This window comes from Bradyrhizobium sp. SZCCHNR2028 (assembly GCF_032380995.1).
In the GTDB taxonomy this organism is placed as follows: domain Bacteria; phylum Pseudomonadota; class Alphaproteobacteria; order Rhizobiales; family Xanthobacteraceae; genus Bradyrhizobium.
The window spans coordinates 140,748-164,576 of sequence record NZ_JAUHJF010000006.1 but is presented as its reverse complement, the minus strand read 5'-3'; the positions used below and the strand labels follow the sequence as shown (position 1 = coordinate 164,576).

Genomic DNA, 23,829 nt, shown 5'->3' with positions numbered 1-23,829 from the left:
GACCACGCCTTGCATTCCCGCGCGGGACACTGTTCTCACTATGACCATGACCGTCGAATTGCAGGCGCCGGCTGCCGCCATACCCCAGACTGCTCGCCAGCCATGGCTCACGCGGCTGACGCGCCCGCTGCTCGGCTTGCTGCTGCCGCTGTCGCTCGCACTCGCCTGGGAGCTTGCCGTCCGGGCCGGCTGGTCCAACGGCCGGCTGGTGCCGCCGCCCTCGAAGGTCTTCACCACCATCGCCGAGCTCGCCCGCTCCGGCGAACTCTCCCGCCACATCACGATGACCTTGACCCGCGTCGGCGTCGGTTTTGGCCTCGGCGTCATTGCCGGAACTGTCCTCGGCGGCATCTGCGGCTACTGGGGCCTCGCCCGGCGGCTGGTCGATCCCACCATCCAGGCGTTGCGCGCGATTCCCTCGATCGCCTGGGTGCCGTTGTTCATCCTGTGGCTCGGCATCTTCGAGACCTCCAAGGTGGCGCTGATCGCGGTCGGCGTATTCTTCCCGGTCTATCTCGGCCTGACCGGCGCGATCCTCTCGGTCGACCGCAAGATCGTCGAGGTCGGCCGCATCTTCCGTCTCTCCGGGCCGGCGATGATCCGCCGCATCCTGCTGCCCGCGGTGCTGCCGGCGTACGTCGTGTCGCTGCGCGTCGGCCTCGGCTTGGGGTGGATGTTCGTCGTCGCCGCCGAGTTCATGGGGGCGTCGGAAGGGCTCGGCTACCTCCTGATCGACGGCCAGCAGCTCGGCAAGCCGGCGCAGATCGTGGCGGCCATCGTGATCTTCGCCATCATCGGCAAGGCGACCGACTGGCTCCTGGAGATCGCCACCGCGCCGCTGTTGCGCTGGCAGGACAGCTTCGCACGCCAGAGCGGGGCCGCCTGATGTTGTCGTTGCAAGCCGTCACCAAGGTCTATCCCAACGGCGTCCACGCGCTGGAGCGGTTCTCGGCTGAGATCCAGCTCGGCGAGATCATCGCCATCATCGGCGGCTCCGGCTGCGGCAAGTCGACCTTGCTGCGCGCCGTCGCCGGGCTCGACCGCGCCAGCGCCGGCGCCGTGACGCTCGACGGCGAGGCGATCACGGCGCCGCATCCCAAGGTCGGCATCATCTTCCAGGAGCCGCGGCTGCTGCCGTGGCTCACGGTCGCCGACAACATCGGCTTCGGCCTGTCCGAGCTGCCGGCGGCCGAGCGCCGCGATCGCGTCGCGCGCGCGCTCGAACGTGTCGGCCTCGCCGACAAAGCGAAGGTCTGGCCGCGCGAATTGTCCGGCGGCCAGGCGCAACGCGTCGCGATCGCCCGCGCATTGGTGGCGCAGCCGGAGGTGCTCCTGCTCGACGAGCCGTTCTCTGCGCTCGATGCCTTCACCCGCAAGGACCTGCAGGATCATCTGCTCGACCTCTGGGCCGATACGCGCCCGACGCTGGTGCTCGTGACCCACGACGTCGAGGAAGCCGTGGTGCTGGCCGACCGCGTGCTGGTGATGCGGCCGCATCCGGGCCGGCTGTTCGAGGAGATCACCATCAATCTGTCGCGGCCGCGCGACCGCAACGCGCCCTTGTTCGAGCAGTTCAAGCGGCATGTCTTGACCGCGCTGGACCGCTCGCTCGACCGGACGATGCCGGACACGCAGGGCAGGCGTGACGCCGGCGGCGGCCTGTGGTGGTGACTTTGGCGGCCGGTCCCGGTACATCTCGTCTGAAATAAATCCGGGAGAGAACGACAAATGGATGCTGCCGAGCTGCGCGCCATGCAGGCGCCGATCAAGGAACGCTATAAGGCCGACCCGTCCGCCGCCGTGATCACCTTGAAGGCCAAGGGCGAGGTCGGGCAGGAGGGGCTGACCTGCAAGCTCGAGACCGGGCGCGCGATGGCGGTGGCCGGCCTGCATCCGGGGACCGGCGGCTCCGGGCTCGAGCTGTGCTCCGGCGACATGCTGCTGGAGGCGCTGGTCGCCTGCGCCGGCGTGACCTTGAAATCGGTCGCGACCGCGGTCGAGATCCCGCTCAAGAGCGGCCACGTGTTCGCCGAAGGCGATCTCGATTTCCGCGGCACGCTCGGCGTCGACAAGGAGGCCCCGGTCGGCTTCCAGGAAATCCGCCTGCGCTTCGAGGTCGACACCGACGCCCCGCAGGACAAGCTCGACCTGCTGCTCAAGCTCACCGAGCGCTATTGCGTGGTGTATCAGACCATCAAGAACGGCCCGAAGGTGTCGGTCAGCTTGAAGCGGGTGTGAGGTCGCCCTCGCCTTGCCGCTGATGACGACAAGCTGGTGAGGCTTGCGCGGTCTGCGCCTCCCCCGCGTGCGGGGGAGGTCGCCCTGCATCGCAGATGCGCGGCGGGTGGGGGAATTCTCTCCACACAACGCACCCATCATCACCACCCGAGCCGCGCCCCCACCCCGGCCCTCCCCCGCAGGCGGTGGAGGGAGATCACTGTCCGCGCCGCGTGAGCTGATGTCCCTCGATCCCTCGTTCCTGCTGCTGCTGACCTTGCGCATGGCGATCGCGGCGTCGTTCGTGGTGTCGGCGTCGATGATCGCCGAGCGCACCGGGCCCGTCATCGGCGCGCTGGTCGCGACCCTGCCGATCTCGGCAGGGCCGACCTACGTGTTCCTGGCGCTGGACCACGATGCCGCGTTCATCGCGCAGGGCTCGCTGACCAGCCTGCCGATCAACGCCGCGACGATCTTCCTCAGCCTTGCCTATGCCGTGCTGGCGCAGCGCCGCAGCGTGCTGGTGGCAAGTGCCACGGCGGTGGCGATGTGGCTCGGCCTCGCGGTGCTGATCAAGAGCGTGCAGTGGACGTTGTTGATGGGCATCGCCGCCAACGTCGTGACGTTCGCCATCTGCCTGCCGCTGCTGCAGCGCTATCGCCATGCCAAGATGCCGCTGATCACGCGGCGCTGGTACGACGTGCCGCTGCGTGCCTCGCTGGTCGCAACGCTCGTCGCCACCGTCACCTCGGTCTCCGGCTGGGCCGGCCCCAGCGTCTCCGGCATCCTGGCGCTGTTTCCGATCGTCTTCACCTCCATGATGCTGATCCTGCAGCCGCGCATCGGCGGCCCCGCCACCGCTGCCGTGCTGGCCAATGGCGCCTGGGGCCTGATCGGCTTCTCGCTCGCCGTCGTCGTGCTGCATCTCGGCAGCCTGCACCTCGGCGCTACAGTCGGATTGAGCGGTGCGCTCGCGACCTGCGTCGGCTGGAATCTCGGCCTGTGGTGGCTGGGGCGACGGAAGGCAGCTCCTCAGCTTGCGTAGGGTGGGCAAAGCGAAGCGTGCCCACCGAGTTGCATGTCACGCTGCAAATGGTGGGCACGACGCCTCGCGTCTTTGCCCACCCTACGGCACCGTGAACTCATCTCTCTGTCATTCCGGGGCGACGCCGCAGGCGGCGAGCCCAGAATCCATCTGGCTGCATGCGCTGACGAAGGATGGATTGCAGGTTCGCGCTGCGCGCGCCCCGGAATGACGGCAACTACTTGTTCGGCAGTTTCGACTTCAGTTGATACAGCGCGTCCATCGCCTCGCGCGGGGTCATCTCGTCCGGATGCAGCGCCTTCACGGCGGCGATCAGCTCCTCTGCCTCCTTCGACATCGCGGGCTCCGCAGCCGCGCGCGAGGGCACCGCGAACAGCGGCAGGTCGTCGACCAAAACGCGCGCGCTCTGGCCGCGGTCCTGGGCTTCCAGCTTCGCGAGCACCGCTTTGGCGCGGCTGATCACGGCCGGCGGCAGGCCGGCGAGCTTCGCGACCTGGATGCCGTAGGAGCGGTCGGCGGAGCCGGGCAGCACCTCGTGCAGGAACACGACGTCGCCCTGCCATTCCTTGACGCGGACCGTGGCGTTGAACAGCCGTGGCAGCTTCGCGGCGAGCGCGGTCAGCTCGTGATAGTGCGTCGCGAACAGTGTGCGGCAGCGGTTGCTCTCGTGCAGGTGCTCGATCGCCGCCCAGGCGATCGACAGGCCGTCGAAGGTCGCGGTTCCGCGCCCGATCTCGTCGAGGATCACCAGCGCGCGCTCGCCGGCCTGGTTGAGGATCGCCGCGGTCTCGACCATCTCGACCATGAAGGTCGAGCGCCCGCGTGCCAGATCGTCGGCGGCGCCGACGCGCGAGAACAGCCGGTCGACGATGCCGATGCGGGCACGGCTCGCCGGCACGAACGAGCCGATCTGGGCCAACAAAGCAATGAGCGCGTTCTGGCGCAGGAAGGTTGACTTACCCGCCATGTTGGGGCCGGTGAGCAGCCAGAGCTGACCGCTCTTGTGCCCCGGCGTCGGCGACAGGTCGCAGGAATTGGCGATGAACGGCTGGCCTTCGCGCTTGAGTGCCTGCTCCACCACGGGATGGCGACCGCCCTCGATGGCGAAGCCGAGCGAGCCATCGACTTCGGGTCTCACATAGTTGTCGTCGACCGCGAGCTTGGCCAGCGCGGTGGCGACATCGAGCATCGCAAAGCCGTGCGCGGCAGCGCGCAGATCATCGCCGATCGCAAGCGCCGACGCGCAGAGCCGGTCGAAGATCTCGAGCTCGAGATTGAGCGCGCGCTCGCCGGCATTGGCAATCTTGGCCTCGATCTCGCCGAGCTCTGATGTCGTGAAGCGCACCTGGCCCGCCAGCGTCTGGCGGTGGATGAAGGTCGCGTTCAACGGCGCCGACATCAGCTTGTCGCCGTGCTGCGCGGTGACCTCGACGAAATAGCCGAGCACGTTGTTGTGCCGGATCTTTAAGCCTTTGACGCCGGTCTGGTCGGCGTAGCGCGCCTGCATCGACGCCACGACGAGCCGCGACGCGTCGCGCAGATTGCGCGTCTCGTCGAGCGTCGCGTCGTACCCGGCGCGGACGAAGCCGCCGTCGCGCTTGATCAGCGGCAGCTGCTCGTCGAGCGCGCGGGCGAATTCCTCGGCGAGCGCCCGCGTGGGCCGCGCCAGCGCCGCCATCACGGACGTGACGTCTTGCGGCGGCTGTTCCAGCGCGGACAACCGCGCGAGCGCCTGGTCGGCGGCAAGGATGCCGTCGCGCAAGGCGGCGAGATCGCGCGGGCCGCCGCGGCCGACCGAGAGCCGCGCCATCGCCCGGGTCATGTCGGGCGCACCGCGCAAGATGGAGCGGATGTCCTCGCGTGCGGCGCCATCGGCAACGAACGTGGCGACTGCATCGAGGCGGCGGCCGATCTGCGCCGGCTCCGTCAAGGGCGCCGCGAGCCGCTGCGCCAGCAGCCGCGAGCCGGCGGATGTGACCGTGCAGTCGATGGCGTCCAGCAGCGAGCCGCGCCGCTCGCCGGCGAGCGTGCGCGTCAGTTCGAGATTGGCGCGGGTCGCCGGATCGATTGCCATGGTGCTGCCGGTCGCCTCGCGCGCGGGAGGAGCCAGGGGCGGGCGCTGGCCGACCTGCGTGCGCTCGACATAGGTGACGCAGGCAGCGGCGGCCGTCGCCTCCAGCCGCGACAGCACTGCGAGGCCGTCCATGGTGGCCACCGCGAAATAGTCGCACAGCCGCCGCTCGGCGGTGGCGCCGTCGAACACGTCGCGCGTCAGCGGCGTCACCGCGGCGAGCTCGCGCAGCGCAGGCTCGAATGCCGTGTCCGAGTACAGCGCGTCGGAGACGATGACCTCGTTCGGATTGATGCGCGCCAGGGTCGCGGTCAGTTCCGCGAACGCGCATTCGGTGACGATGAAGTCCGAGGTCGAGATGTCGATCCAGGCGAGCCCGAGCCGATCGCCGCCGGACGAGCCGCGGCTGCGCGCGATCGACAACAGATAGTTGTTGGCGCGCGCATCGAGCAGATTGTCTTCCGTCAGCGTGCCCGGCGTCACCACGCGCACCACGCCGCGCTTGACCACGCTCTTGTTGCCGCGCGCCCGCGCCGCCGCCGGATCCTCCATCTGCTCGCAGACCGCGACGCGGATGCCCTGCGCGATCAGCCGGTGCAGATAGTCCTCGGAGCGCTCGACCGGCACGCCGCACATCGGGATGTCCTGGCCCTGGTGCTTGCCGCGCTTGGTCAGCACGATGCCGAGCGCCTTCGACGCGACTTCCGCGTCCTCGAAGAACAGCTCGTAGAAATCGCCCATCCGGTAGAACAGCATCAGGCCCGGATGCGCGGCCTTGATCTCGAGATACTGCTCCATCATCGGCGTGAGCTTGGCCGGCGCCTCGGCGGGCGCGGCGTCGGGCGGAACGGAGACGGAGATGGGCTGCTGGATCGTCATGGCGCGGAAACTAGCCAATTTGCCCGGACGGTCCTACCGCTTTGGCGGCGATGTCCCGGTTTTCCACGATGGGCGGTGCCTGCTGTTGCACCTCCCCCGCTTGCGGGGGAGGTCGTATCGCATCGAAGATGCGATACGGGTGGGGGAAATCTCTCCACACGAAGATTCTCGCTTGGGGCTGCCCCCACCCCAGCCCTCCCCCGCAAGCGGGAGAGGACGCCCACCGTTCGTGAGGCGAGAGCGTCGCATCCAGCAGCTTGAGCGCATGCCACCCCGCGCTCCCGTCATTTGACCTGCTCCCACCGCACTCCTAAAACCGCCGTCAATTCTGACCAGAAACAGTGAGATCCGGGAGAGAGCGATGCGAGACGTGTTTATTTGTGATGCGGTGCGGACCCCGATCGGCCGCTTCGGCGGCTCGCTGGCGAAAGTGCGCACCGACGATCTCGCGGCGACACCGCTGAAGGCGCTCAAGGCCAAGCATCCAAATCTCGACTGGGCGGCGGTCGACGAGGTGTTCTTCGGCTGCGCCAACCAGGCCGGCGAGGACAACCGCAACGTCGCGCGTATGGCGCTGCTGCTGGCGGGCCTGCCCGACTCGATTCCTGGCCAGACGCTCAACCGCCTCTGCGCCTCCGGTCTCGACGCGGTCGGCGCCGCGGGCCGCGCGATCCGCGCCGGCGAGGTCGATCTCGCGATCGCCGGCGGCGTCGAATCGATGACGCGGGCGCCGTTCGTGCAGGGCAAGGCGACGGAGGCGTTCTCGCGCTCGGCCGAGATCTTCGACACCACGATCGGCTGGCGCTTCATCAATCCCCTGATGAAGCAGCAGTATGGCGTCGATTCGATGCCGGAGACCGGCGAGAACGTCGCCGAGGAATTCCAGGTGTCGCGCGCCGACCAGGACGCGTTCGCGATCCGCTCCCAGCAGCGCGCCGGCCAGGCGATCGCCTCGGGCTATTTCGCCGCCGAGATCACGCCGGTGTCGGTGCCCGGCGGCAAGGCAGGGCCCGTGACCGTCGACAAGGACGAGCATCCGCGCCCCGAGACCACGCTCGAAGGCCTCGCCAAGCTGAAGCCGATCGTGCGCAATCCGGGCACCGTCACCGCCGGCAATGCCTCCGGTGTCAATGACGGCGCGGCCGCGATGATTCTCGCGTCGGAGGCCGCCGTGAAGAAGCACGGCCTCACGCCGCGCGCGCGCGTTCTCGGCCTCGCCTCGGCCGGCGTGCCGCCCCGCATCATGGGCATCGGCCCGGTGCCGGCAGTGCGCAAGCTGATGGAGCGGCTCGGCCTGAAGATCACCGATTTCGACCTGATCGAGTTGAACGAGGCGTTCGCGTCTCAAGGCATCGCCTGCCTGCGCCAGCTTGGCGTCGCCGACGATGCCGATTTCGTCAACCCGCATGGCGGCGCCATCGCGTTGGGACATCCGCTCGGCATGAGCGGCGCGCGCATCGCGATGACCGCGGTGCACGGCCTCGAGGTCCGCGGCGGCAAGCGTGCGCTCGCCACGATGTGCGTCGGCGTCGGCCAGGGCGTCGCGCTGGCGGTCGAGACGATCAACTGACGAAGCGCTAAGCGCTTCGTCATTCCGGGTTCGATGCTTTCGCATCGCCCCGGAATGACGGAGAATTGACCATGACCATCTCCCGCGAACAGGACGTCACGCCGGCGGTGCTGGCGGTGATGGAGCAGACCACCAATCCGCGGCTGCGCGAGATCATGGTCTCGCTGATCAAGCACCTGCATGGCTTCGTCCGCGATGTCAGGCTGACCGAGGCCGAATTCCGCGAGGCCGCCGCCCTCGTCGCCGAGCTCGGTCAGCGCACGAACGACACCCACAACGAGGTGGTGCTGATGGCCGGCTCGCTCGGCGTCTCGCCGCTGGTCTGCCTGCTCAACAATGGCGATGGCGGCAACACCGAGACCGCGCAGTCGCTGCTCGGTCCGTTCTGGCGGCTGAATTCGCCTGTTACCGCGAACGGCGGCTCGATCGTGCGCTCGGCGACACCAGGGCCGGCGTTGTTCGTCAACGGGCGCGTCGTCGATCCCCATGGCGCGCCGGTCGCCGGCGCCGAGGTCGACGTCTGGCACGCCTCCCCGGTCGGCACCTACGAGAACCAGGACCCGGAGCAGGCCGACATGAACCTGCGCGGCAAGCTCACGACCGATGCCGACGGCCGCTTCTGGTTTCGCTCGGTGATGATGGTCGGCTATCCCATCCCGACCGACGGGGTCGTCGGCCGCCTTCTGAAGGCGCAGGGCCGCCATCCTTATCGGCCGGCGCATCTGCACGCGCTGATCGTCAAGCCGGGATTCAAGGTCCTGATCTCGCAGGTCTACGACCCCAACGACCCGCACATCGACAGCGACGTCCAGTTCGGCGTCACCAAGGCGCTGCTCGGCAACTTCATTCGCCACGACACGCCGCACCCGACCGAGCCCGACGTCGCCACGCCCTGGTATTCGCTCGATCACGTCTACCGGATGGAGATCGGCGACACCGTGCTGCCGCGCGCGCCGATCAAGTAGCGCTTCGGAATATCCATGCTAGTGTGGGCAAGCTGCAACCCTGAAGGGACGGCGCCTACATGTCCTCCACCGACTTGCCGTCCGTTGCCAAGCCTGCCGCGTTGACGGCGACGATGCGTGAGGCGGGTGTGCTCGAGTCCGGCGCGGTCTCGGACGTCGCCGTGATCAGCGACCGGCCGATGCTGTTGTCGCGCATCATCCGCCTTGGTTTGTCCTATAGCGGCGCGGCCCCGGACGCGCCGAAGGCGCTGATCCTGAAAATCCCGATGCCGGCCTTCGCCAAGACGCTGTGGCGGGGCGGGCGCCACGAGGTCAACTTTTATCGCGGACTGGCGCGGCTCATGCCGACGGGCCTGGTGCCCGGCTCTTACGGCGGCGCGTGGGACGAAGCCGCGCTCACCTGGCACTTGTTGCTCGAGGATCTCACTGACACGCACCAGACGGCGACGCCATGGCCGCTGCCGCCCGCGCTGCCCCAGGCCGAGGGGATCGTGCGGGCGCTGGCGCGGCTGCATGCGGCGTGGTGGGACGATCCGCGGCTTGGCGTGTCCATCGGCAGCTTCGCGACCGCGGACGAGCGCGCCGAGCGCGGCAGGACCTTTGCCGGCCACTATCAGCGCTTCGCCGATCAGTTGGGAGACCGCCTGAGCGCGGACCGGCGCGCGGTCTACGAACGCCTGATGGCGGCGACGCCGCGGCTCTCGGAACGCTATCTGTCGCGGCGAAACCTCAGCATTGCGCATGGCGACGCGCATGTCTGGAATTTTCTGGTGCCGAAGGCCGCCGACAGCGACGACGTGCGCGCGTTTGATTTCGACCAGTGGCGAATCGGCGTGCCCGCGAACGATCTCGCCTACATGATCGCGCTGCAGATCTATCCCGACCGTCGGGCGCGGATCGAGCGGCCGTTGCTCGACAGCTATCATCAGACATTGGTCGCAGGCGGTGTGACCGGCTACGACAGGGCGTCGCTGGATCAGGACTATCGTCTCGCCGTGCTCTGGCACATCGCCCAGCCGGTCTGGCAATGGGCGATCCAGCTCCCGCCGGTGATCTGGTGGAATAATCTCGAGCGCATCTTCCTTGCGTTCGACGATCTCGGCTGCCGCGAATTGCTGGACTGACGGCGCTTCCCTCGAGACCGGGCCGCACGCGCGCGGCGAGGTCTTTGTCGGTACACGTCACTGCGGTGCATTTGCCGTCGTCGCTACCAGCCCCCTTAACGATTACCAGAGATTGTTCGCCGGCCTTGAACCGCCGGCCAGCATCGGCGCGACATATCGGCATGGGCATGGCGTCGAGGCCAAGTTCGTCGACGGCCTGCGCTCGGTCGCGGCGACGTTGGAGCTGTTGGACCTGCAGGAGAAGCGCTCGGACTTCGTCAAGCACGTCCAGGCCGCGGTCGAGGCCGACGTGCAGTCCAACGGCCTGGAGCTGGAATCGGTGTCGCTGACCAAGCTCGACCAGACCGACATCTCGTTCTTCAACGCCGAGAACTTCTTCGACGAGCGCGACATCGCCAACAAGACCGCGAGCACCCGTGCCGAGGTGGCGAGCGCGACGCAGACGGCGTGGCAGACGGGTCGGCGCCCGCTGACGCTTTGCGTCATCGGGCTTGCCCGGGACGACAGCGGAGGTTCTCGGTTTGGGATTCTTGATACCGTCAGCCCGCGACGCGAGCGACCAATTCCCCCGGGGCTGGGGGCGGCGCTGGAGGAGCCACCGCCCCCGCCCGGCACATCACGAGTGGGGCGCTCATGAAGTGCAGTCCCTGCGCGCAACTCATACGCAGAGAACCGAGTGGGGTGAGCAGAAGATAGCCGGAAACGCGCCGGATTGAAGTTACAAATCCATCACGTCGCGGTCACCTTTTTGCTATCCCGGTCCCGCTGCGTCTCAACAGCGCACGCTTTTTCCGTCGCGGGGAACGGTCACTCCATCACCGCGTGATCGGCCGGTGCCGCCTGCGCGCGCAGTGCCGTCCGAGTCGAGCCGATCATGACCGCGAGCGGGATCGAGACCAGGATGAACATCATGACCAGCTGGTAGTCGTGCGAGAAGGCGAGGATCTGCGCCTGCACCATCACCATCGCATCGGCCATCGCGCGGCCGGCATCCGTGGACAGGTTCAGGAGGCCGGCAACATTGGGCATCTGCAGCGCGTGATTGAACGGGTTGATGTGCTCGACCAGGATCGCGTGGTTTCGCCGCGTTCCCTCGGTGAGCTGCGCGATCGCAATGGAGATGCCGATCGAGCTTGCGACATTTCGCACCAGGGTCAGCATCGAGGTTCCATCAGTCCGTAGCTCGCCCGGCAGCGTCAGGAACGCAACCGTCGACAGCGGCACGAAGACGAGGCCGAAGCCAAACCCCTGCATGATGCTGATGGTGATGATCTCCGGCACGCCGGTCTGGTCGGTCCACGCCGTCATCTGGAACAGCGACAGCGCCGTGAGCGCAAGCCCGACGACGATCAAGGTGCGGGCCTCGATATAGCGCAGCATCCGCCCGACCAGCATCATCGCGACGAACGTACCGCAGCCGCGCGTCGCCAACAGCACGCCGGCGGTGATGATGGGATAGCCGATGACGTTCTGCAGATAGGGCGAGGACAGCGCCATGGTCGAGAACAGCACGAGGCCCATCACCGTCATGAACACGCAGCCGCCGACGAAATTGCGGTCCTTGAACAGCGCGAACTGGATGAACGGGCGCTGCGTCGTCAGCGAATGCGCCAGGAAATAGTAGAAGCCGACGCCGGCGACGATGAACTCGATGATGATCTCGTTGCTCTCCAGCCAGCCCAGATCCTCGCCGCGGTCGAGTGCGATCTGCAGCGAGCCGATGCCGATGGCGAGCGCAGCGAAGCCGAACCAGTCGAAGGTCAGTTCCGCGTTCGGCTTGGTCTCCTCCATGAACGCCATCAGGCCGAGCACGGTCACGGCGCCGAACGGCAGGTTGACGAAGAACACCCAGTGCCAGGAATAGGTCTCGGTCAGCCAGGCGCCCAGCGACGGCCCCATGATCGGGCCGAGCATCACGCCCATGCCCCAGATCGCCATCGCCTTGGCGCGCTCATGCAGCGCGTAGGAATCGAGCATCACGGCCTGCGACAGCGGTACCAGGGAGGCGCCGAACACGCCCTGCAAGAGGCGGAACAGCACCATCTGGGTGATGTCCTGGGCAAGCCCGCACATCACGGACGCGATGGTGAAGCCGGCCGAGCAGACGATGAAGGTGCGCTTGCGGCCGAAGCGGTTGGCGATCCATCCCACCGGGGCGGTCATGATCGCGGCCGCGACGATGTAGGACGTCAGCACCCAGTTGATCTGGTCCTGCGAGGCCGACAGCGTGCCCTGCATGTAGGGCAGGGCGACGTTGGCGATGGTGGTGTCGAGCGCCTGCATGATCGTCGCCGTCATGGCGCAGATCGTCACCATGTTGCGGCGGAATCCCGGAACCGCCGATGATGAGGCCGCCGGCGCAGTCATGGCGCGCTACTCCTCGTTCTCCGCCGCATGCGCCGCTCCGAACAGCCCGGCCAGCGTGCGCTCGTGGCCGGTGTCGATCGATACGTTGACGCTCATGCCGGCCTTCAGCCTGGCGACGAACCTGTCGGTCTTGTCGAAATGGATCCGCACAGGCACGCGCTGCACGACCTTGACGAAGTTTCCGCTCGCGTTCTGCGGCGGCAGGATCGCGAACTGCGCGCCGGTGCCCGGCGACAGCGAGCCGACCGTGCCCTTGAAGCGATGGTTCGGGAAGGCGTCGACGTCGAGTTCGACCGGCTGGCCGACCGCGACATAGGTGAAGTCGCTCTCCTTCGGATTGGCGTCGACCCAGGGATTGCCGACATCGATCACCGAGAACACCGGCGTGCCCGCGGTGACGAAGCGGCCGAGCTGGATCTGGTCGACCTGCGTGGCGATGCCAGGCATCGGCGCGCGCAAGGTGGTGTGGTCGAGATCGCGCTGGGCGTCCTCGAGCTTGGCCCTGGCCTGGATGTAGGGCGGGAACTGCTCCAGCGGCAGCTCGGGATTGCCGAGCAGCTGCGTTTTCGCGTTCGATAGCTGCTGCTTGATGTACTGCGCCTGCGCGCTCGCCGTCACCAGCGCATTCGCGGCATTGTCGAGGTCGAGCTGCGAGCCGAAATTGTTCTTGGCGAGCGTCTGCTTGCGTTCGACGTCCTTCTGCTTCAGCTCGATGCCCTGCTGGGCCAGGTCGAGCATCTGGCCGTAGATCTTGATGTTGGCGGTGAGGTTGTCGTAGGTGGTCCGCGCCTGCTCCAGCGCCGCCTTGGTCTGGTCGACCGCGAGGCGGTAGGGCACGGGATCGATCTCGAACAGCTCGTCGCCCTTCTGCACCTGCTGGCCTTCCTTGACGACGACCTTGATGATCTTGCCGGAGATGTCGGGGGTGATGAGCACCTTCTGGGCGCCGACATAGGCGTCGTCGGTCGTCACGTAGCGGCCGCCGTTGAGATAGAGCACGAGGCCGCCGACGGCGGCGACGAGCGGCAGCACGACCAGCAGCAGCGTGCGACGGTAGCGGCGCACGAATCCGGGGCGCGCCGGCTTTTCGGCGGCGGCCGCCGCATCCGGGCCGGCTTTCTGTTCGGGGGCGAGTTTCAGGGCGGGCTCAGCCATAGCGCTGCTCCTTTCGCTGCTCGTCGCACAACGACTGCAGGGCGTTTCTCACGTTTTCTTTGATGGCCTCGAGGTGGGTCATCAGCCGCTCGGCGTCACCGGCGCTGATGCCCTGAAGGGCGGTGTCGGTCAGATCGCCGCGCAGCACCGCGAGCTTCGCGAGCAGCGGACGCGCGGCCTTCTTCAGATAGAGCCGGTTGACGCGGCGGTCGGTGTCGTCGCCGCGCCGCTCGATCAGCCCGGCCTCGGCGAGCTTGTCGATCAGCCGCGTCAGCGTGATCGGCTGCATCTCCATCTGCTCGGCGAGCTCGGACTGCTTCATCCCCTCGTTGCGCTCCACTTTGGCCAGCACGGCCCATTGCGCGCGGGTCATGCCGAAGCGCGCCGCCTCCTTGTCGGCATAGGCGCGCACCAGGCGCTGCAGCTCGCCGAGCGTAAACAGGAAATTCACGTCCGCGGACGTGCGGGTCATGGCGGATCTCGATTCAGTGGCGGAAGAAATTGAGCTTTGGCTGTAATGAGCTTCCGATATAATAAGCAAGCTTATGAATATTTGATGGCCCCGCCGAGCGCACCGGCCCCGCCGAAGTTGCATGGCTCGGCCGCGGCCTTTGGCGAGACCGGCCCGAGATGCTAGATTGTCGGCAATGACCCCTGCAAAGCCCACCTTCCCGGCGCCGGACCACGACCATGGCCGTTGCGCGGCCGATGCCCTGGACCATGCCGAGCGCATCTGCGCTCAGCGCGGCCAGAAATTCACATCGCAGCGCCGCCAGGTGTTGGAGGCGCTGCTGTCGAGCCACCGGCCGCTCGGGGCCTACGAGATCATCGAGGAACTTGCCAAGGTCACCGCGCGGCCCGCGCCGATCACCGTGTACCGCGCGCTCGAGTTCCTGATGGCGAACGGCCTGGTGCACCGCATCGAGAGCCGAAATGCCTTCCTCGCCTGCGCCCACGACCACGAGCAGACCGCGCTGGTGGCGTTCCTGATCTGCGAGAGCTGCGGCGCCGTTGGCGAGGTTCCGGCTGCGCCGATCGCGGAAAGCCTGAAGCTGGCCGCCGCGGCAACGGGCTTCACACCGAAGCTTTCCGTCGTCGAGATCACCGGGTTGTGCGCGCATTGCCAGAGGGCCGCGTGAGGTCCGTCACTGCGGCCGAAGCTATACACGTGTGAATGACTGTCGTATTCGAGGTTCAGCGCGAGAACGGTGCGCGCAGGGAGAGGCGAGCACCGCCGCCGCTCTACCTCCGCATCATCTCCGACCGACAAAGACAAAGCTGACCACACCTTGATGGCGGTCCGAATACAAAGAAACGCGCCAGGGAGCCAACGTCCTCGTGTCCGCAACGTCAACCTCCTCCGCCGCGACCCGGCCGCTCGGCCTGGGCGCGATCGCCGTCATCCTCGTGCTGTGCCTGTCCTGGGCGTTCAATCAGATCGCGGTGAAGCTCGCGCTGCCTGAAATTCCGCCGCTGCTGCAGGCCACCTTCCGTTCGCTCGGTGCGCTGCCGGTGCTGCTGGTGTTCGCGCGGGTGCGCGGCGTGAAGATGTTCGAGCGCGACGGCACGCTGGGGCTCGGCCTGGTGGCAGGCCTGCTGTTCGGCTTGGAATTCGTGCTGATCTATCAGGGCCTGCTGCTGACCTCGGCGTCGCGCGCCATCGTGTTCCTGTATACCGCGCCGTTCTTCGTCGCGCTCGGCTCGTTCCGCTTCCTCGGCGAGCGGATGGGGCCGGCGCAATGGGGCGGGCTGGCGCTCAGCTTCACCGGTGTGGCGCTGGCGATCGGCATTCCCCAGGCCGATGTCGACGGCCGCGTGCTGCTCGGCGATCTCCTGGTGGTCGGCGGCGGCCTGCTCTGGGGCGTGACCACCGTGTTCGTCAAAGGCACCCGGCTGCGCTTCATCGCGCCGGAGCGGGCGTTGGGGTACCAGGTCGCGGTCTCCGTCCCGATCATGGCGGCGGCGGCCCTGATCGCCGGCGAGCGGCTGACCCAGGTTCCCAGCCCGTTCGTGGTCGGACTGATGGCCTACCAGTCGATCTGGGTGGTCGGGACCACGTTCACGATCTGGTTCGCGCTGATCAAGGCCTACTCGGCCAGCAAATTGTCGGCATTTACCTTCATCACCCCTTTATTCGGGGTGGTGGCGAGCTATTTCATCCTGCATGACGCCCTGACGCTGGCCTTTGGGCTCGCAGCCGTGCTTGTGATCATTGGGCTTTTTCTCGTCAACCGCCCGAACCGCGTGGTCCTGGCCGCGACTGATCCATTGCTGAATGTCACCAAAACCTGATATCCGAGCGCCCATGAACAAGCCCGAGATCCTGACCGAGAACACCTCAGCGTCCGATGTCGCCGGACCCGCTCCCCGGCATCAGACCACCCGCGTCATGGTCGGCAACGTCGCCGTCGGCGGCGGCGCCCCGATCGTGGTGCAGTCGATGACCAACACCGACACCGCCGACGTCGACCAGACGGTGGCCCAGGTTGCAGCGCTGGCGCGCGCCGGGTCCGAGATGGTCCGCATCACGGTCGACCGCGAGGAGGCCGCCGCGGCCGTCCCGCAGATCCGCGAGCAGCTCGACAAGCGCGGCATCACCACGCCCTTGATCGGCGACTTCCACTATATCGGCCACAAGCTGCTGACCGACTATCCGGCCTGCGCCGAGGCGCTGGCGAAGTACCGCATCAATCCCGGCAATGTCGGCTTCAAGGACAAGCGGGACACGCAGTTCTCGACCATCATCGAGCTCGCCAACAAATATGGCAAGCCGGTGCGCATCGGCGCCAATTGGGGCTCGCTCGATCAGGAGCTGCTCAGCAAGCTGATGGACGAGAACGCCGCCTCGGCGAATCCGCGCGATGCGCGCGCGGTGATGCGCGAAGCCATGGTGCAGTCGGCATTGCTGTCGGCCGCCCGGGCCCAGGAGCTCGGCATGCCGAAGGACCGCATCATCCTGTCGGCCAAGGTCTCGGCCGTGCAGGACCTGATCGCGGTCTATCAGGACCTCGCCGCACGCTCCGACTACGCCATTCATCTCGGCCTCACCGAGGCCGGCATGGGCTCGAAGGGCATCGTCGCCTCCTCGGCGGCGCTCGGCATCCTGCTGCAGCAGGGCATCGGCGACACCATCCGCATCTCGCTGACCCCGGAGCCCGGCGGCGACCGCACGCTCGAGGTGCAGGTCGCGCAGGAGCTGCTGCAGACCATGGGCTTCCGCACCTTCGTGCCGCTGGTCGCGGCGTGCCCGGGCTGCGGCCGCACCACCTCGACCACGTTCCAGGAGCTGGCGCGCTCGATCCAGGATTTCATCCGCGAGGAGATGCCGTCCTGGAAGACGCAGTATCCCGGCGTGGAAGCGCTCAACGTCGCCGTCATGGGCTGCATCGTCAACGGCCCCGGCGAATCCAAGCACGCCAATATCGGCATCTCCCTGCCCGGCACCGGCGAAGCCCCGGCCGCGCCGGTCTTCGTCGACGGCAAGAAGTTCCGCACCCTGCGCGGCCCCACTATCGCGGCCGACTTCAAGGCGCTGGTCATCGACTACATCGACCAGCGCTACGGCAGCGGCGCCAAGGCGCTTGAAAAGGCGCCGGAGAGTGTGACCGCGGCGGAGTAATAGGCTCCGCTCCGGCCCCGCCCCGGCCATCCCGCGTAGGCGCAGAGGGCCCGTTAGGCAGAACCCTCTTGGCCGTTCCTTCGAGACGACCGCCTGCGGCGGTCTCCCCAGGACGAGGACCGACGTCTCGGCGAACGAACCCTCATGGTGAGGAGCGCCGCTCTCGGCGCGTTCAGGCGATGCTCTCGCATCGCTTTGAGAACCATGAGGCCCGACTTCGCCGCGCCGACCGTGCTGCAATTGCAACCGGCGGCTGCTGGTCTCCAGCTACTCATTCTGAAATTTTCCGCAGCGCGTGGCTGCTGCGATATGCGCCGTTGCCGTGACCGACGCGATCCGCATCGCGCCGCCCCACTGCTGCCCGCATGATCGGCACCTTGAGGCTTGCTGAAGAGGACGCCTCGATGAATCTCGACATCCGCGAAATGGAACTCGCCGAGACCTCGATGGTCATCGACTACTTCTATTCGTCGAGCATCGAGCAGCTCGACGTGATGGGCATCGATCCGACGCGGATGCCGACCAGGCAGGTGTGGACCGGACTGTTCCAGACGCTCTACGACACGCCCTTGGCCGAGCGCGCGGCGCTGCTGGTGATCTGGCGGCTCGACGGCCGCCCGATCGGCTTCTCCAGTTGCGACCGCATCGTGTTCGGCAATCGCGCCCACATGCATCTGCACGTCACCGAGCCGGAGCTGCGCGGCCGCGGCCTCGGCACCGCATGCGTCCGCCGCAGCATCGATCTCTATTTTGAGCGGCTGCAGCTCAAGCAGTTGTTCTGCGAGCCGCACGCCTACAACACCGCCCCCAACCGCGCCCTGCAGAAGGCCGGATTCCGCTACTTGAAGACCTACAAGACCGTGCCCGGGCCGATGAACTACCACCAGGCGGTGACGCGCTGGATGATCGAGCGGTGAGGGTGAGGCTCCCCTCGATAGCGGGGAGAGATGTGCGCGGCTCTATCCACGTCATTGCGAGTGCAGCTCGCAATGACGGCGTTTGCCGCAACATCGCGTCCTACAACCCCGCCACCAGCCCTCAGCTCCTACAGCGGCACGTGCCCATATTCGCGATTGGCGAGGCTCGCCTCTTCCAGATCGAGGTCGCGTTCGATGCGGCGGCGGGTCTCGTCGGTGATCTTGCCGTCGCGCAGCATCACATGGATGAATTTGCGTTCCGCCGTGATCAGCTCGCGGGTCAGCTCGATGCCGAGCGCCGATGCGTCGTTGTCCTCGGGCTTCAGACCTTCCGGGAGCTGGTTGGTCCGTACCTCGTGGCGCGCCCGCAGCAGCCGCACCACCTCGTCCGACAGCTCGCGATCGCTGGTCATCGTTTCCAGCGACCGCAAGGCGCTGTCGAGCGCCTCGCGCCGGGCCGCGATCTCCTGCTCATGCTCGCGCTGATGCTCGGCGCGACCCTGGTTGCCGACCCCGAGCCAGCGCACGACGGCCGGCAGGGTCAGGCCGAGACCGATCAGGGTGAAGAAGATCACGCCGAAGGCGATGAACAGGATCTGGTCGCGATAGGGAAACGCATCGCCGGTCGAGAGCGTCAGCGGCAGCGCCAGCGCGGTGGCGAGCGAGACCGTGCCGCGCACGCCGGTGAAGCCGATGATGAAGGTCTGCCGCCACGGCGGCAGCGGATCGCGGGCCCGGAGCGAAGAGCTCAGCAGGCGCGGCAGGATGGTCGCCGGAAAGGTCCAGGCGAAGCGCGCGATCACGACGATGGCGAGCACCAGCGCGGTCGCGATCATGATCTCGTCGAGCGGGAAGATCTTCGACTTCTCGTAGATCAGCCGCATCTGGAAGCCGGTCAGCAGGAACAGCATGCCCTCGATCAGGTAGACCATGAGGTCCCAGAAGAAGACGCCCTGCAGGCGGGTTGCCGAGGAGATCCACAATGGGCCGTTCCAGCTCATGTAAAGGCCGCAGGCCACGGTCGCGATCACGCCGGAGCCGCCGACATGCTCGGGGATCCAGAACGCCAGATACGGCGTCAGCACCGACAACGTGATCTCGACTTGCGGGTCGCGCGCGTGGTGACGGGCGCGCAGCATCAGCCAGCCGACGCCGATGCCGAAGGCGATCTCGCCAACCACGATCAGGCCGAACTCGCCGGCCGCGACCGGAAAGGAGAAGGCGCCGGTGGTGATGGCGGCCACCGCGAAGCGATAGAGGATCAGCGCTGTCGCGTCATTGGCGAGGCCCTCGCCTTCGAGGATCACCATGACCCGGCGCGGCAGATGCAGCCGGCGGGCGATGGCGAGCGGCGCCACGACGTCGGGCGGCGCCACGATGGCGCCGAGCAGGAAGCCGATGCTCCAGGGCAGGCCGAGAAGATAGTGGGTCGCCGTCGCCACAGCGGACGCCGTGAAGATCACGCAGCCGACCGCGAGCAGCACGATCGGCCGTAGATTGCGCTTGAACTCGCGCCAGCTCATCGCGACGCTCGACGAATAGATCAGCGGCGGCAGCACCACCAGCAGCACGAGCTCGGGCGGCAGCGCGAACGCCGGCATCGTCGGCACGAAGGCGAGCGCGATGCCGGCGAGCATCAAGAGGATCGCCGGCGCGAGATTGGCGCGTCGCGCGATCAGGGCGGTTCCCGCCAACACGGCCAGCAGGATCAGGAATATCTGAAAATGGGCTTCCATTGGTCTCAGCCGGGCGTCGCAGCGCCGGCCTCAGTCCCTGAGATCGTAGCGGTAGGACTTCGACACGATCTGCCAGCCGTCCTTCAGTTTCATCGCCACGAGATAATCAGTGAAATAGCGCGGCGGCAGCTGGCAGCGCGCCTTGATGAAGGCCGTCTTCTCGTCCGAACGGTCGATGGTGACGATGAAGTCCTCGCGCGGCTTGCCCTCGCCCTTCGCCGACGGGCGCTTGCGCACCCAGGCCAGCCAGTCCGGCACGGTCAGGATCTTGAGCTCGCCGTTCTCGACCCAGCGCAGGTCAGCGGTGGGGTGGAACACGGCACCGAGCTTGTCGGCGTCGCCCTCGTAGAGCGCATCGAAATAGCCCTGAACGACGGCCTCGACGGTGGAACGGTCTGTGCTCACGGCCAACTCCCTGGGAACCTGGACAAACAAGGATCGCATTTTCGATGCAAAGCGGCGCTTGGCAAGGCATGAACTGGCGTCATTGCGCCAGCGACAGACTATAATGGCCGAGGCCAGGTCGATCGGGAATAAATCTGCGTGATCCCGGTCACAAGCCGAATGGGCTGCACTCTGATAGGCAGGCCCCAGCAGATCTCCCAGCGGTATGGGGTGGGTACGATGTCTTGGTCACTTCGATTGGGCGGTTATATCCTGACGGCAGCGCTGCTGCTGATCGGCCACCCCGCGCTCGCCGAGAAGCGGGTGGCGCTCGTCATCGGCAACTCCGCCTATCAGAACGTGCCGCAGCTCACGAACCCCGCCAATGACGGCGCGGTGATGACCGCGACCTTCAAGAGCGCCGGCTTCGACGTCGTCGATTACAGGCGCGATCTCACCGCCCGTGAGACCCGGCGGGCGCTGCGCGATTTTGCCGACGCCGCGCGCGATGCCGACATCGCCGTGGTCTACTATGCGGGCCACGGCATGGAAGTCGAAGGGGCCAACTACCTGATCCCGATCGATGCCCGGCTCGAGCGTGATACCGACGTCTATGACGAGACGCTGTCGCTCGACCGCATCCTGGTTGCGGTCGAGCCGGCCAAGAAGCTGCGGCTGGTGATCCTCGACGCTTGCCGCGACAATCCGTTCACCCGCAACATGCAGCGGACGGTGGCGACCCGCAGCCTCGGCCGCGGCCTCGCCAAGGTCGAGCCGACCAGCCCCAACACGCTGATCGCCTACTCCGCCAAGGCCGGCTCCACGGCGCAGGACGGCGACGGCAAGAACAGCCCCTTTACACTGGCGCTGTCGCGGCACATCGCGACCCCCGGCCTCGACGTCCGCAAGGCGTTCGGCTTCGTGCGCGACGAGGTGCTGAAATCGACCGGCAACCGCCAGGAACCGTTCGTCTATGGCTCGCTGGGCGGTGAGGACGTGCCGCTGGTCCCCGGCGTGCCGCGCGTCGTCACGCAGATGCCGGTCGCACCGCCCGCAAATCCGCAAGCCGACATCCGGCGCGACTACGAGCTCGCGATGCAGGTCGGCAACAAGGGCGCGCTGAACGCGTTCCTGGCGCAATATCCGGACGGCTTCTATGCGAGCCTGGCCAAGTTGCAGCTCGAAAAGCTCACCGCCGAGGAGAATCGCGCCGCCGCTTCCGAGAAGGCCCGCGCCACCGAGGCCGAGCGCGCGCGACTCGTCGCGGAGGGCGCCCGCAAGGATACCCTCGCCAAGGCGGAGGCCGAGGCCAAGGCGGCCGAGCAGGCGCGCATTGCTGCCGAGAAGGCCAATCAGCTGGCACAGCAGCAGGCGGCCGACGCCGAGAAGAAGCGGCAGGAGCAGCAGCTCGCGGCGGCCGACAATCCGCGCGCGGCGACATCGCCGGGCGCGCCGGCGGCCGCAGCCCTGCAGCAGGGGCCGGAGGTCGCCTCGCTGACTCCCCCATCGCAGCCGGCTGATCTCGCCAAATCTGTTCAACTCGAGCTGCGCCGCGTCGGCTGCCTCACCGAGGACGCCGATGGCGACTGGGGCTCGGCCTCGCGCCGCTCGCTGTCGCAGTTCAACCGCTATGCGGGCACCAAGCTCGACACCCAGGCGGCCTCGGCCGATGCGCTCCAGGCGATCAAGCTCAAGCAGGCCCGCGTCTGCCCGCTGGTCTGCCAGCATGGCACCAAGCCGGACGGCGACCGCTGCACGCGCGTCGTTTGCGCCGAGGGCTCGTTCGTCAACGACGACAATGAATGCGAGAAGCGGCGCGGGAAGAAGCCGGTCGCCAAGCGCGGGCAGGACGACGAGGACATGCCGTCGCGCCGTCGCGCCCGTGCTGCTCCCGAGCCCGGCCTGCCGCTTCCCAATGCCAGCGTCGGCATCGGGTCGGCCCCGGGCTACGCCAGGCCGCAGACCCAGGCCGCTCGGCCGCCGAAGTCCACCGGCCAGATCTATTGCGATGCCTATCTGTGCCGCGCCGTCAGGCCCGGCTGCCGTCTCGAATATCGTGGCGGCGGTGGTCCGGCCAACAACGCCAGCGTCGAGGTGTGCAACTGATCAGGACGAGATTACGCTGGCGGCGATGTTGACCATCAGGGCGACCAGCGCGGTGTTGTAGATGAACGAGATGATGCCGTGCACGGTCGCGGTGCGGCGGATGATCTTGTCGGTGATGCCGACGTCGGAGACCTGGGCGGTCATGCCGATGACGAAGGAGAAGTAGACGAAGTCCCAGTAGTCGGCGTGCTCGTCGGTGTCGCCGCTGGGGAATTGCAGGCCGCCGGGCTTGGCGCCGCGGTAGTAGTCATGAGCGTAGTGCAGGGCGAAGGTCGCATGCACCGCGGCCCAGGACAGCGAGACGGTGAGCAGCGCCAGCGTCAGCGCCGGGGCGTCGCGCTTGGAGGCGCCGAGCTCGAGCACGATCGCTGCGATGCTGGCAAAGGCGCCGAGCGCCGTGACCAGCAGGATCACGAAACGGCCGTCGTCCTGCATGATCGCCTTGCGGCGGATGTGATGATGCTCGCTGCGAAGCATCATCGCCGCGACCAGCACGAGGTAGAGCGCGGTGAAGATGTCCCAGGCGAGCAGCAGCCGCGTGATCAGGCGGAGCGCCTGCGGCAGCAGGAAGAACGCGATGATCGCGATGCCCAGCGAAACGAAGGTGCGCGGCCGCGCATAGATGACGCGCAACGCAGCCGGCATGCTTGCGAAGCGAGCGAGGTCCGGATCGTCGGGATGGACTTCGGCCAACGCCTCGCCTCAGCTCTTGCGCTCGGCGACGAAGTGGGCGGCGGCGCGCAGCACGTCGCCCTTGGCGCCGAAGATCGACAGCGCGGCATCGCCGCGGGCGAGGAGGTCGCGGACGCGCTGCCTGGCGCCCTCGACGCCGAGCTGGGTGACGAAGGTGGTCTTGCCGAGCTCGGCGTCGGCGCCGGCCGGCTTGCCGAGCGTCGCGGCATCGCCCTCGACGTCGAGCAGGTCGTCGGCAATCTGGAAGGCTTCGCCCAGCGCCCGGCCGTAGTCGTCGAGCGCCTGGTACTCGGCTGCCGACGCCTGGCCGAGCAGGGCGCCGGCGATGCAGCCGAAGCGGAGCAGGGCGCCGGTCTTCATCTGCTGCACGCGGGCGACGTCGACCGGGTCGCGGTCGCCGAACCGGCCCTCGCCGGCGAGGTCGAGGATCTGGCCGCCGGCCATGCCGCCGACACCGGCGCAGCGGGCCAGCGCCCGGGTCAGCGCCAGCCGGACGCCGGCGTCGGCATGGATCTCGTCGCGGGTGATGATGTCGAAGGCGATGGTCAGCAGCGCGTCGCCGGCCAGGATCGCGGTGGCGTCGTCATAGGCCTTGTGCAGGGTCGGACGTCCCCGGCGCAGGTCGGAATTGTCCATCGCCGGCAGGTCGTCATGGATCAGGGAATAGCAGTGGATGCATTCGAGCGCCGCGCCCGCCATCAACGCGCCGCGCCGGGGCACGCCGAACACGGCGGCGCTCTCGACCACCAGGAACGGGCGCAGCCGCTTGCCGCCGTTGAGGCTCGAATAGCGCATCGACTCGATCAGCCGCTTCGGCCTGATGATCTCGTCCGCCAGCGGCGCATCGCCGAGGAGCTCGCCGAGCAGGGCTTCGGTCTCTTCCGCGGTCTTGTCCAGGCGTTGGGTGAAGTCGGTGAGGGCCGTCGCAGTCATTTAACAAGAGCTCCAGGGGCAAAATTCGCCGGACAATCGTTGATGGCG

At 67.4% G+C, this 23,829-nt stretch carries 21 protein-coding genes and 1 pseudogene; 13 read left to right on the top strand and 9 right to left on the bottom strand.

The annotated features are described in order from the left end of the window. The first annotated feature begins 40 nt into the window (after window positions 1–40). The 4 genes from QX121_RS12775 (at window position 41) to QX121_RS12760 (ending at window position 3,262) form a co-directional block, all read left to right on the top strand. Window positions 41–886, top strand: a complete 846-nt coding sequence (locus QX121_RS12775) for an ABC transporter permease (RefSeq protein ID WP_315775730.1) — start codon at window positions 41–43, stop codon at window positions 884–886. After that, the gene (locus tag QX121_RS12770) at window positions 886–1,671 is read left to right on the top strand and encodes an ABC transporter ATP-binding protein (RefSeq protein WP_315812101.1); all 786 of its coding nucleotides are present in this window, start codon (window positions 886–888) and stop codon (window positions 1,669–1,671) included. Before QX121_RS12775 ends, QX121_RS12770 begins: the two co-directional genes overlap by 1 nt. 57 nt (window positions 1,672–1,728) lie before the next feature. Further along, complete coding sequence (locus QX121_RS12765; RefSeq protein WP_315812100.1) at window positions 1,729–2,238, top strand: OsmC family protein; 510 nt, start codon at window positions 1,729–1,731, stop codon at window positions 2,236–2,238. Window positions 2,239–2,458: 220 nt separating this feature from the next. Further along, entirely contained in the window at window positions 2,459–3,262 is an 804-nt protein-coding gene (locus tag QX121_RS12760) for a hypothetical protein (protein WP_315812099.1), read from the top strand. 217 nt (window positions 3,263–3,479) lie between these two features. Here the strand turns inward: QX121_RS12760 and mutS are convergent, their stop codons facing one another. Beyond that, window positions 3,480–6,212 (bottom strand): DNA mismatch repair protein MutS, encoded by a 2,733-nt coding sequence (mutS, locus tag QX121_RS12755; protein ID WP_315812098.1) that lies wholly within the window; start codon window positions 6,210–6,212, stop codon window positions 3,480–3,482. Between the two features lie 361 nt (window positions 6,213–6,573). Here mutS and pcaF point away from each other — a divergent pair, with 361 nt between their 5' ends. The 4 genes and pseudogenes from pcaF to QX121_RS12735 form a co-directional block, all read left to right on the top strand. Further along, complete coding sequence (gene pcaF, locus QX121_RS12750) at window positions 6,574–7,782, top strand: 3-oxoadipyl-CoA thiolase (protein WP_315775726.1); 1,209 nt, start codon at window positions 6,574–6,576, stop codon at window positions 7,780–7,782. A gap of 71 nt (window positions 7,783–7,853) precedes the next feature. Further along, window positions 7,854–8,747: a dioxygenase gene (locus tag QX121_RS12745; RefSeq protein ID WP_315775725.1), complete on the top strand. Its 894-nt coding sequence runs from the start codon at window positions 7,854–7,856 to the stop codon at window positions 8,745–8,747. A gap of 59 nt (window positions 8,748–8,806) precedes the next feature. Then, a complete protein-coding gene (locus tag QX121_RS12740; RefSeq protein ID WP_315812097.1) occupies window positions 8,807–9,871 on the top strand; it encodes a phosphotransferase in 1,065 nt (354 codons plus the stop codon). A 172-nt stretch (window positions 9,872–10,043) separates the two neighbouring features. Continuing rightward, window positions 10,044–10,319, top strand: a pseudogene (locus QX121_RS12735) (SPFH domain-containing protein); the annotation flags it as partial. 359 nt (window positions 10,320–10,678) lie between these two features. Here QX121_RS12735 and QX121_RS12730 read toward each other — a convergent pair. From QX121_RS12730 to QX121_RS12720, 3 genes are read right to left on the bottom strand one after another with little or no spacing between them, the layout of a single operon-like run. Next, window positions 10,679–12,238, bottom strand: a complete 1,560-nt coding sequence (locus QX121_RS12730) for a DHA2 family efflux MFS transporter permease subunit (protein WP_315812096.1) — start codon at window positions 12,236–12,238, stop codon at window positions 10,679–10,681. 6 nt (window positions 12,239–12,244) lie between these two features. Beyond that, on the bottom strand, window positions 12,245–13,393 hold the full coding sequence (locus tag QX121_RS12725) for an HlyD family secretion protein (RefSeq protein WP_315812095.1): 1,149 nt from the start codon (window positions 13,391–13,393) through the stop codon (window positions 12,245–12,247). Beyond that, on the bottom strand, window positions 13,386–13,865 hold the full coding sequence (locus QX121_RS12720) for a MarR family transcriptional regulator (RefSeq protein ID WP_315812094.1): 480 nt from the start codon (window positions 13,863–13,865) through the stop codon (window positions 13,386–13,388). Before QX121_RS12720 ends, QX121_RS12725 begins: the two co-directional genes overlap by 8 nt. 175 nt (window positions 13,866–14,040) lie before the next feature. On the opposite strand from QX121_RS12720, the gene QX121_RS12715 reads away from it, so the two are divergent. The 3 genes from QX121_RS12715 (at window position 14,041) to ispG (ending at window position 17,012) form a co-directional block, all read left to right on the top strand. Continuing rightward, window positions 14,041–14,532, top strand: a complete 492-nt coding sequence (locus tag QX121_RS12715; protein ID WP_315812093.1) for a Fur family transcriptional regulator — start codon at window positions 14,041–14,043, stop codon at window positions 14,530–14,532. 199 nt (window positions 14,533–14,731) lie between these two features. After that, the gene (locus tag QX121_RS12710) at window positions 14,732–15,685 is read left to right on the top strand and encodes a DMT family transporter (RefSeq protein WP_315812092.1); all 954 of its coding nucleotides are present in this window, start codon (window positions 14,732–14,734) and stop codon (window positions 15,683–15,685) included. Between the two features lie 13 nt (window positions 15,686–15,698). Next, the gene (gene ispG / locus QX121_RS12705) at window positions 15,699–17,012 is read left to right on the top strand and encodes a flavodoxin-dependent (E)-4-hydroxy-3-methylbut-2-enyl-diphosphate synthase (protein WP_315735292.1); all 1,314 of its coding nucleotides are present in this window, start codon (window positions 15,699–15,701) and stop codon (window positions 17,010–17,012) included. A gap of 271 nt (window positions 17,013–17,283) precedes the next feature. Here the strand turns inward: ispG and QX121_RS12700 are convergent, their stop codons facing one another. Then, window positions 17,284–17,466, bottom strand: a complete 183-nt coding sequence (locus QX121_RS12700) for a hypothetical protein (protein WP_315812195.1) — start codon at window positions 17,464–17,466, stop codon at window positions 17,284–17,286. Between QX121_RS12700 and QX121_RS12695 the strand changes: the two genes are divergently transcribed. Beyond that, window positions 17,417–17,929 carry a GNAT family protein gene (locus QX121_RS12695; RefSeq protein WP_315812091.1) on the top strand — a complete coding sequence of 171 codons (513 nt, stop codon included), beginning with the start codon at window positions 17,417–17,419 and terminating at the stop codon, window positions 17,927–17,929. The genes QX121_RS12700 and QX121_RS12695 overlap by 50 nt on opposite strands. Window positions 17,930–18,057: 128 nt before the next feature. On the opposite strand, the gene QX121_RS12690 is transcribed toward QX121_RS12695, so the two are convergent. Beyond that, the gene (locus tag QX121_RS12690) at window positions 18,058–19,665 is read right to left on the bottom strand and encodes a Na+/H+ antiporter (protein ID WP_315812090.1); all 1,608 of its coding nucleotides are present in this window, start codon (window positions 19,663–19,665) and stop codon (window positions 18,058–18,060) included. Window positions 19,666–19,695: 30 nt separating this feature from the next. Further along, window positions 19,696–20,070 carry a nuclear transport factor 2 family protein gene (locus tag QX121_RS12685; protein WP_315812089.1) on the bottom strand — a complete coding sequence of 125 codons (375 nt, stop codon included), beginning with the start codon at window positions 20,068–20,070 and terminating at the stop codon, window positions 19,696–19,698. Between the two features lie 219 nt (window positions 20,071–20,289). On the opposite strand from QX121_RS12685, the gene QX121_RS12680 reads away from it, so the two are divergent. Further along, window positions 20,290–22,155 carry a caspase domain-containing protein gene (locus tag QX121_RS12680; RefSeq protein WP_315812088.1) on the top strand — a complete coding sequence of 622 codons (1,866 nt, stop codon included), beginning with the start codon at window positions 20,290–20,292 and terminating at the stop codon, window positions 22,153–22,155. Here the strand turns inward: QX121_RS12680 and QX121_RS12675 are convergent, their stop codons facing one another. Together QX121_RS12675 and QX121_RS12670 are read right to left on the bottom strand one after the other, a co-directional pair. After that, window positions 22,156–22,848 (bottom strand): DUF1345 domain-containing protein, encoded by a 693-nt coding sequence (locus tag QX121_RS12675; protein ID WP_315812087.1) that lies wholly within the window; start codon window positions 22,846–22,848, stop codon window positions 22,156–22,158. Between the two features lie 9 nt (window positions 22,849–22,857). After that, window positions 22,858–23,781 (bottom strand): farnesyl diphosphate synthase, encoded by a 924-nt coding sequence (locus QX121_RS12670; protein WP_315756873.1) that lies wholly within the window; start codon window positions 23,779–23,781, stop codon window positions 22,858–22,860. Window positions 23,782–23,829: the final 48 nt, after the last annotated feature.